This window comes from Frankia sp. CcWB2 (assembly GCF_977927585.1).
In genome coordinates this window covers 1-9,120 of sequence record NZ_CDWRCM010000173.1, presented here as the reverse complement: position 1 = coordinate 9,120, position 9,120 = coordinate 1, and the positions used below count along the sequence as shown (strand labels likewise).

Here is a 9,120-nt window from a genome sequence, read left to right as displayed (position 1 = left end):
GGGGCCCGGCGCCGGCCCGCCGCGGCGGGCCGGCTCTCCTGGAGCGAGGAGCCGGCGATCGTGCGGCCGCGAGCCGCCCCGAGCTCCGGGCCGCGACGCCGCGGAATGGCGGCACCGGATCCGGGCACCATCGGCCGAACCGCCGACTCGGGATCAAATTAGTCCGGGATCACGGCAAATCGTTTGCGCCGGACATAGCCGAAGCCCGATTACCACCGACAAACTACCCCTTGAGTGAGGGTTACCGGGAGTGACCATAAGATAGCCACAGCACCGTGGTATAAAGTCGCACGCGCTATACCGGACTGCGTGTTGGGGAGGCTGTTCGTGTACCACGAGCGAACGGTTGCAGCACCGTACGAGATTGTTGGACGGGGTTACCACAAACGGCCCGTCCCATCGCGCAGCCACCCGGCACCGGCGCATCCGTGACCATACGGGATTCGAGGTCCGCCCCCCGATCAGGGGTAACCAGCCGCACCCGGTTGACGAGGTGAGGACCGGCCAGGACACAAGATCATCGTCATCCGTCGTAAACCGATGACGCCGAGAGAGGACAGGACGAGGGAGTGGCTTTGAACGAAAGCGGTCGGCGCGCGTCCCTTGCGGTCGCGACGCCTGAAGGTGGCGCGTTCTTCCCGGCGTTGCACTTCGACGACCTGCCGGCCTCGGTGGTCAGCCGGTTCCGGGAGGTCGCCACGCACCTGCCCGACACGCCCGCGCTGGTCTCTCCCGGCGTCGTCATGACCTTCGCCGAGGCTGATCGCCGGACCGATGACATCGCGATGGCGGTCCTCGGCCGCCTCGACGCGAACGAGGACGGTCCGGTCGCGACCCTGCTGCCGCACAGCGTGGCTGGCCTGCTGGGCGTGCTGTGCGTGCTGAAAACCGGGCGCCCGGTCGTCCCGCTGGATCCGGTGGTGCCCGCCGAACGGATGGCACAGATCGTTCGGCAGGCCGGCTGCGTGGCCCTGCTGACCGACCTGGGCGACGGCTCCGTGGCCCGCTCGACGGTGGGCCTGCAGCCGGTGGGGACCAACGGTTCGAACGCCACGGCCGAATCCAGCGTGAATCCGGACGCCCTGCTCGCCGCGCTGGCCGGGGGCGGCCCCCGCCTCGTCCTGGACCTCGCCACGGCGGCCGCGGACGGTGCCCGGTGGATCGCGGCGAACGGCGCGGACGCGGTCTGGTGGCCGCAGCCGCTGGTCGACGATCCGGCCTGCATCGTGTTCACCTCCGGTTCAACCGGCGCGCCCAAGGGCGTGGTGTGGACCAACGGCACGTTCCTGTGCGACGCCTACGCCGGCGCCGAACGCCTCGGTTTCGCGCCGGGCGACCGGCTGGCCCTCGTGCTGCCGTACTCGTTCGCCGCCGGCATCACCGTGGTGGTGTTCGGTCTGCTCAACGGGGCCGGGATGTATGCCTATGATCCCCGGGCGGTGGGCCTGAGCGGCCTCGCCGACTGGATCTCCTCGCAGCACCTGACCGCGCTGCAGACCACTCCGTCCCTGCTGCGCTCCCTCGTCGGCTCACTCGAACCGGACCAGGTCCTCGCCGACCTACGGATCGTGACCACGTGCGGGGAGGCCGTCTACGGACGCGACATCACGGCGCTGCGGCCGCACGTGCCACCGGCGTGTACCTACGTGAACTGGTCCGGTGCCTCCGAGATCGCCTCCCTCGGCTTCTTCGAGGTCCCGCCGGGCACCCAGCCGCCCGCGGGCACGGTACCCGCCGGACTGCCGGCGACCGGCAAGGAGGTGGTACTGCGCCGCGAGGACGGCACGCCCGCCGATCCCGGCGAGGTGGGCGACGTGGAGGTCACCTCGGCCTACCTGTCGGCCGGGTACTGGGGGAACACGGAGATGACGGCGTCCCGCTTCACCCCGCTCACCGATGGCCGGACCACCTGCCGGACCGGCGACGTCGGCCGGTTCGAACCCGACGGCACGCTGGTCCTGCTCGGCCGCCGGGACGCAGCGGTGAAGATCCGCGGCTACCTCGTCGAACCGAGCGAGGTGGAGGCGGCGCTGCTGAGCTCCGCGGAGATCGCCGAGGCGGTCGTCACCGCCGTCGCGCATCCTTCGGCGCGGAACCGGCTGGTCGCCTATGTCGTGCCGGCGGTACACGGCAACACCCTGTCCCCGGTCCGGATCCGGCGGAGGCTGCGCGAGAAGCTGCCGGTCTGGATGGTCCCGACGACGATCATCCCTCTGACGGAACTGCCCCGCAACGAACGCGGCAAGGTGGACCGGGGCGCGCTGCCGCCCCCGCCGGAGGCCCCGGCCGTCTCCGCCCGGCCGAGAACGCAGTGGGAGATCGTCGTCGCCGACATCTGGACGCGGGTCCTCGATCTCGAGGAGGTCGGCATCGGGGACGACTTCATGGAGCTCGGCGGCGACTCCCTGGCAGCGAACGAGCTGCTCACCCTGGTCGCGGAGAAGCTCGGGATCACCATGCCGTCATCGGCGCTGGTCGACGCGCCGACGCTGGGCGAGTTCGCCCGCTCGCTGTCACTCGCGCAGCAGTCGGGTCCGCGGCACCCCACCGTTGTCCCCCTGCGCACCACCGGCTCGCGGCCGCCGCTGTTCTGCTTCGCCGGGGCCGGCGCGCTCGCCCTCGGTTTCCACTCACTGGCCCGCCGCCTTGGTGACGACCAGCCGGTCTACGCCTTCCAGGCGCACGGGCTGGAGCGGCGGGGTTTCCCGGACTGGAGCGTCGCGCGGACCGCCCGCCGCCACCTGGAGATCATCCGCGTCCTGGCTCCCCGGGGTCCCTACCTGCTCGCCGGGCACTCGCTGGGTGGCCTGATCGCCATGGAGATCGCCCAGCAGCTCGCCGCCGCGGGAGAGGAGGTCGGTTTCCTGTCCATCATGGACACCTACCTGCCGGCCTCGCTGCGGATCGAGTCGGCCGGGGCGGGCGATACCGAGGCGGGCGATACCGGGGCGGCCGGCGCCACCGCGCCGTCGAAGGCAGCCGAGGACCACGCGCGCGGTTACCGCGGCCGGCTGGCGCGGTTCACCCAGAAGCTGCTACCGGAACAGCGGGCGAACTTCACCAGTAATGCGACCCTCAAGAAAATGGTACAGATTCCGCTCACCGGGGTCGTACAGTTCGGCGGGCTCGAACAGTTCGACGTCTTCTTCAACCACGGGCGGCTCCTCGAACGTTTCTACCGACCGCGGCCGTGGCCCGGCCGGGCCCTCGTGTACCGATCGGCGGAGAATCCGGACCCGGAGGACGCATGGTCGGCATTCCTCACCGGGAGCCATGACATCCATTTCGTTCCGTGTGAGCATTTCTACCTGCTCCGCGAACCGCACATCATCAAGATCTCGGAGCATTTCCGGGCCGAGATCGACCGGGTGGTTGCCGGGCTGGCTGAGACAGGCTGACTGCGACGGGCTGAGCACTCCGTTCGCCTAGCGGCGGTCGGCTGCGTAGGTCACCCTGACGTCGGTGAAACCCAGCGCGCCGAGTAGACCGCGCAGCATGGCGGTGGTGTTCTTCCTGCCCAGGTCGAGCACCTGGCCATCCGTCCTCGCCGCGTCGGTCATCCGCGCCGACGCGGCCCGGTAGAGCTCCTGGTCGCTGCCGACCCCACCGAACAACCCGCCGACGCGGTTCAGCGCGCCGCGCTGGCGGGCCACCACGTAGCTGTGGTCAAGATCCAGCTCGGGCCTGGACAGCGTCGGGTTCGGCAGCTCGATGGTGACCGCACGACGGTCCGGGGAGACGGTGACCGCGTCCTTGCCGAGCGCACCAAAGTTGATCACCGAGTCGACGGTGCCGACCTCGACGAACAGGGTGCGCTCGCCGCGCAGCGCATCAGGGATCCACTTGCTGTCCTTCTCGAGGTCGACCACCACCTCGAAGTGGGCGCTGGCGGCGTGATAGTCGCTCAGCTCTTCCAGGGAGCGCAGTACCGCCGGGGAACTGCGGTCGACCGTCCTCTCCTCGAACGGGTTCGGCAGGCTCGGCCGCCATCCCGCCACCAGGGCGATGCCGGCGAGGACGAGCACGATGGCGGCGACGGTAGCGACGACGGCGATCAACCGCAGTGGGCTGAGCCGGGACCGCAGAGATCGCGGAGACCGGGTCGAGCGGGTGGGCCGGTCCAAGCCGGACTCGTCGTTCATGAGCGTCTTCTACCCGAAATGGCCGGCAACCACGCCGATGTCGCCGCTATGGCTCTCCGGGCGCGATCGTGGAGCCACACTGGGCGGTGCGGGCGAGAATGATCGCCGTACGGTCGTCGCCCTGCCGCCCGGGCGCGTATCGGCGAACCGCGTCGAAAGCGTCGTCGAGCAGCGCCACCGGCGTGCGCGTGGGATCACGGAGGATCTCGGCGATCAGCCGGTGCAGCCCGAACTGCCGCCCGGCCTCGTCACGCGCCTCCACCAGTCCGTCGGTGTAGGCGAAGAGCACGTCGCCCGGTTCGAGCCGCAGCGTCTGGATTCCCCACGCCCCGGGCTCCGCGAGCAGGCTCGACATCAACGGGCCCGTCGGAGGCAGCCGAACGACCTGCGCCGTTCCCAGCCCGGAGCCGACGATGGAACCGGGTCCCGGCACCCGCCCGGGCTCGGGGCCGGCACCGTTCGCCCCATCCCCCGACCCGCGGGCCGATCCGACAGCATGCGCGGGTCCAACAGCAGCCGCCATGGCGGATCCGCCCACCCCGTCACCGGGGCCGCCTCCCGGCCGAGCGGGATCGCGGGGGCCAACCAGGTGAGCGGTCGGAGCGGGTACCTCGCGTGAGGATGCCCCGCCGGGAAGCACCGCGTCCGCGGGTACCTTGCCTGTGGGCAGCTCGCCCACCGACACCGCACCCACCCACCCCGCGCCCACCCACCCCGCGCCCGCGGACAGCTCGCCCACGGGCGGCTCGCCCGCCGAGGCCATGTTCCCGGGCACCGCCCGGCGCAGCAGGAGCGTGTCGGGATGACCGGCGTTGACGTAGGACAGGTCCCCGGTCCGCGGGTCGACGACGGCGATGATCGCGGTCGCGAACATCTCCTCGATCTCACCGAGGTTGTCCACCGTCCACTCCAGGGCCCGACCGGGATCGATCTCCGTCGACAGAGCCGCGTCAAGCAGTTGCTTGAGCCGCAACGCGAAGACCCCGGCCGCGGCTCCATGACCGGAGACGTCACCGACCACGACGGCGACCCGCCCGTCGGGCAGCTCGAAGGCGTCGTACCAGTCCCCCGCCAGTTCGCCCTCGGCCGGATCGACCCGGCCGTGCAGGACCAGGCCGCGGGCCCGCAGGAACGAGGGCGTGAGCGCGTCCCGCAGCGCGATCACGGCGGGTCCCTGCTGGGCCAGAGCCTCCCACGACCGCTCGTTCTGGCGGACGAGCCGCACCAGCTGGGCGCGCATCGTCTCGACGTCGGCGGCCAGCTCCACGATCTCCTTGGGGCCGACGGAGGGGATCCGGGTGTCGTAGCGACCGGCGGCCACCGCGTTGACGGATCGCTGCAACGCTCCGATCGGGCGGAGTAGCCATCGGCGCGAGATGATCATAATGGTCAGCAGGAACCCGAGGATGACGAACATCGCACTGGCCAGCGAGCTCAGCAGCAGCACGGAGGCACTCTCCACCCGCCCGGACGCCTCGACCTGCTCGCGGTCGATCGCCACGGCGAGCTCCGCGACCTCGCGGCGCAGCAGGTCGAAGTCCTGGCGCGCGTTGGTGCGCACGATATTCCGGGCAGCGGCGGTGTCTCCCCTCGTCATCGCGGCCAGTTCCGGCTGGACAACCTCGCGACGCCAGTCCCGGTACGCCCGGCCGACTTCCCCGTGCTGCGCGCGCGGCACGGGGAAGTCGGCCAGCAACGCGTCCAGCTGTGCCATCAGGACCGGGATGGAGCTGGCGGACTCATCGTAGGGGACAAGGAAACCCCGGTCCCGGGTGATGATGTAGCCACGCAGAGCATTCTCCTGGTCGACGAAGTCGGCCAGGAGAATCGCGGTGGTAGTCGCCGCCGGGTCCAGATGCCTGCTCCGCTCCGTCGCGGCATGACGTGACCGCAGGGCGGAGACCACGGCCAACACCAGCATCACGATGATCGAGATGCTGGCGAGCAACGTCAGCACCCGGATGCCGCGCCGAAGGCCAGCCGTCTCGCCCATGTGCAGATTGTCGTCCAGCCGTCGGGCGCCGGTTGTGTCGGGTGACGTGCGGGGTCCCCCGGGGAGGCTCGTACGACAGCTACCCCATCTCACGGATGGAACGATGAGCGCCGCACTCAATGTGCTGCGCCGAATGATCGCGAACCTCGGCGGCGGCGCGGACCTACTCCAGCCCCAGTCTAGCCCCAGACTTTCACAGTGCTTGTTTGATGACGTGTTGGAAATGAGTAAACATAGCGGCACGTTGCCACTCTTTCGGACAAGGCGGAAACCTCCGGATTCCCACGGCACCGAGCGCTCCGGAGTGCCGGGAGCTGGAACGGTGCCCGTGGTCCACTCGTTAGGCCTGCTGAGCACGGCGGATCCGAGCCGGGATCCCGAGCCGGGGACTGGTCCGGCCACTGCGGTGCCCGGCGCCGACGGCGCCCAGCGCGTACCGCCGGGAGGCACGGGAGTTCGATCGGCCCCCGTGCCGGTGCCGGTCCCGCCAGCGGCCGCGCCTTTGGTCGACCACGACGGCCTCCGCGGGCACGACTCCCCATAGAGCACGGTGGATGACGGAGTCACGGTGGAGGGTGACGGATCGACCGATCTCCGGGAGTTGAATGCATGATCTGGGAGGCTGTCAGACGATGACTTCGGGTTCGGTCACCGAACCGACGCACGCATCGAACGTGGCTGGTCGCCCCCACGGTGCGGCGCGGCCCCCGCGGCCGGCCGGGCGGTCGCCCGAGGGCCCGGCCGAGGCGGCGATCTGGACCCGCGGGCTCGGCAAGCGGTACGGCGATCGGGTGGCGGTGGACCATCTCGACCTCCAGGTGCCGCGCGGGACGCTGTCCGGTTTCGTCGGCCCGAACGGGGCCGGGAAGTCCAGCACGCTGCGCATGCTGCTGGGGTTGATCCGCCCCACGGCGGGCCAGGGGTACGTGCTGGGCGCGCCGATCTCCCATCCGGCCCGCTACCTGGGCCGGGTCGGGGCGATGATCGAAGGCCCGACGTTCCATCCCGGGCTGTCCGGCCGGCGCAATCTGGACCAGCTCGCCCTGCTGCGTGGGATCGGCGGGCGGCGCCGCGCCGATCGCGCGCGGCGGGTCGGGGAAGCCCTCGCACAGGTGGGCCTGACCGAGCGGGCCGACGACCGGTTCACCGCCTACTCCCTCGGGATGAAGCAGCGCCTGGGCATCGCCGCCGCTCTGCTGCCCGATCCCAGCCTGCTCATCCTGGACGAGCCGACGAACGGCCTCGACCCGGCGGGCATCCGGGAGATCCGCGCGCTGCTGGGCCAGCTGGCCGGCACCAGCATGACGGTCTTCATGTCGAGCCATCTGCTGACCGAGGTCGAGCAGATCTGCGATCATCTGGTGATGATCAACGGCGGGCGGATGCTGTTCCAGGGGCACGTCACCGACCTGCTCGCCGCCGAGGATCCCCGGATCCTCATGGTGCCCGAGCGGGACGACGACGCCCGCCGCCTGGCCGGGCTCCTCGGCGAGACCGGCCTTCGGGTCGAGATGGACCTCTGCCCCGGGCCGTCGTGCGACGCGGGAGTCGGCGAACGCCATCCGGTGGTGACCGCCCATGCCCGCGAGGGGGTGGCCGCGGACCTCAACCGACTGGCGATGCGCGCCGGCATCACCCTGCGCTCGCTGCGCACCCATCGGCCGAACCTGGAGGAGACCTTCCTGCGCGTCACCGGCGAGATCGACGGCGACCTCATTCGTTCCGAGAACACCCCGGACGGCAGCGTGCCCCCCGTGGGAGCCGGGCTCGACCCGGCCCAGAGCCGTGCAGGTGCCACATGATCACGGCTTTCCGCGCCGAATGGGTGCCGCTGTTGCGGACCCGGTTCCTGCTCGGGACGCTGGGGGCGGTCATCGCCTCGGCCCTGCTCGGCACCGTTCTGACCTTCGTCTCGGTGGGGCACAACGACTTCGATGGCGACCCCGTCACGGCCAGCGGGCTGTCCGCCGCGAACGGCGTCGTGCAGGGGGTGCAGGCGGTCAGCATCCTGCTCGGCGTGGTGGCCCTGTCCGTCGTCGCCGCGTCGCTCGCCGGCGACCATGCGCACGGGACCCTGCGCAACCAGCTCGTCGCCCAGCCGCACCGGCTCCGGCTTCTCGCCGGCAAACTGCTGGCTCTGGCGGCGTTCGTGGTCCTCGTCATCACCGTGGCGACCGTGGTCTCGGTCGCGTTGTCCTTCGCGCTCGCGCCGCTGAAGGGGGTGTCGACGGCCGCCTGGAGCAGCGCGGCGGGGCTGGCCGAACTGGGCAAGAGCTTCGTCAACCTGTGCGCTGGATCGCTCGGCTACGCCGCGCTCGGCGCCCTGGCCGCGATCGTCTTCCGCGCGCCCGCCGCGGCGATCGCGGTCGCGGTCGCCTACGCGCTGCCGGTGGAGATGCTGGTCACGCGCATCTACGGTCCCGCCCGGGCCTGGCTGCCGGTACAGCTGATGGAGGCGATCACCACCGGTGGCTCCGCCGTCGCCACGCCCTACGCCGACGCGCTGCTGCGCGGGCTGGTCTACTGCACCGCGATGGTGCTGGTCGCTGTCGTCCTCTTCTGGCGCCGGGACATGACCTCATAAGGGAAATGGGAAATAAGAACGTTATTTTGTCCCGAGTGTCCCTGGACCCCGAGCTCCCAGGGACTCAGTGCCCGAACACGTCGGAGTCGAGGGCGTCCACCTCCCCCGCGGCGCCCCGGTCCAGTCCGGAGATCGCGGCGATCTCCTCGGCGGAGAGCGTGAAGTCGAAGACGTCGATGTTCTCCGCCAGGCGCCTGGGGCTGGCCGACTTCGGCACCACCACGATGCCCAGCTCGATGTGCCAGCGCAGGACGACCTGCGCGGGGGTGCGCTCGTGCGCGGCGGCGATCCGCGCGATCACCGGTTCGTCGAGCAGCCCGGTGCCGGCGCCCAGCGGGCTCCACGCCTCCGTCACGATCCCGTGCTCCGCGTGGTAAGCGCGGATCGCGGACCGGCCGAGT

At 70.8% G+C, this 9,120-nt stretch carries 6 protein-coding genes; 3 read left to right on the top strand and 3 right to left on the bottom strand.

Translation table 11 applies throughout. The annotated features are described in order from the left end of the window. Positions 1-569: 569 nt before the first annotated feature. The gene (locus tag ACY45C_RS16600) at positions 570-3,398 is read left to right on the top strand and encodes an alpha/beta fold hydrolase (protein WP_462188483.1); all 2,829 of its coding nucleotides are present in this window, start codon (positions 570-572) and stop codon (positions 3,396-3,398) included. Positions 3,399-3,425: 27 nt separating this feature from the next. Here the strand turns inward: ACY45C_RS16600 and ACY45C_RS16595 are convergent, their stop codons facing one another. Beyond that, positions 3,426-4,142 carry a DUF4230 domain-containing protein gene (locus ACY45C_RS16595; RefSeq protein WP_462188482.1) on the bottom strand — a complete coding sequence of 239 codons (717 nt, stop codon included), beginning with the start codon at positions 4,140-4,142 and terminating at the stop codon, positions 3,426-3,428. Positions 4,143-4,188: 46 nt separating this feature from the next. Then, entirely contained in the window at positions 4,189-6,135 is a 1,947-nt protein-coding gene (locus ACY45C_RS16590; RefSeq protein ID WP_462188481.1) for a PP2C family protein-serine/threonine phosphatase, read from the bottom strand. Positions 6,136-6,767: 632 nt separating this feature from the next. Here ACY45C_RS16590 and ACY45C_RS16585 point away from each other — a divergent pair. Continuing rightward, positions 6,768-7,937: an ABC transporter ATP-binding protein gene (locus ACY45C_RS16585; RefSeq protein WP_462188480.1), complete on the top strand. Its 1,170-nt coding sequence runs from the start codon at positions 6,768-6,770 to the stop codon at positions 7,935-7,937. Continuing rightward, positions 7,934-8,719: an ABC transporter permease subunit gene (locus ACY45C_RS16580; RefSeq protein ID WP_462188479.1), complete on the top strand. Its 786-nt coding sequence runs from the start codon at positions 7,934-7,936 to the stop codon at positions 8,717-8,719. The genes ACY45C_RS16585 and ACY45C_RS16580 overlap by 4 nt, the downstream gene beginning before the upstream one ends. A gap of 64 nt (positions 8,720-8,783) precedes the next feature. Here the strand turns inward: ACY45C_RS16580 and ACY45C_RS16575 are convergent. Continuing rightward, positions 8,784-9,120 (bottom strand): aldo/keto reductase (locus ACY45C_RS16575; protein WP_462188478.1); only part of this gene is annotated, 337 nt, incomplete at its 5' end.

Bases quoted from the DNA above. Each gene is read 5' to 3' on its own strand.
- ACY45C_RS16595 (WP_462188482.1), bottom strand. From the start codon at position 4,142: ATGAACGACGAGTCCGGCTTGGACCGGCCCACCCGCTCGACCCGGTCT.
- ACY45C_RS16590 (WP_462188481.1), bottom strand. From the start codon at position 6,135: ATGGGCGAGACGGCTGGCCTTCGGCGCGGCATCCGGGTGCTGACGTTG.
- ACY45C_RS16585 (WP_462188480.1), top strand. From the start codon at position 6,768: ATGACTTCGGGTTCGGTCACCGAACCGACGCACGCATCGAACGTGGCT.
- ACY45C_RS16580 (WP_462188479.1), top strand. From the start codon at position 7,934: ATGATCACGGCTTTCCGCGCCGAATGGGTGCCGCTGTTGCGGACCCGG.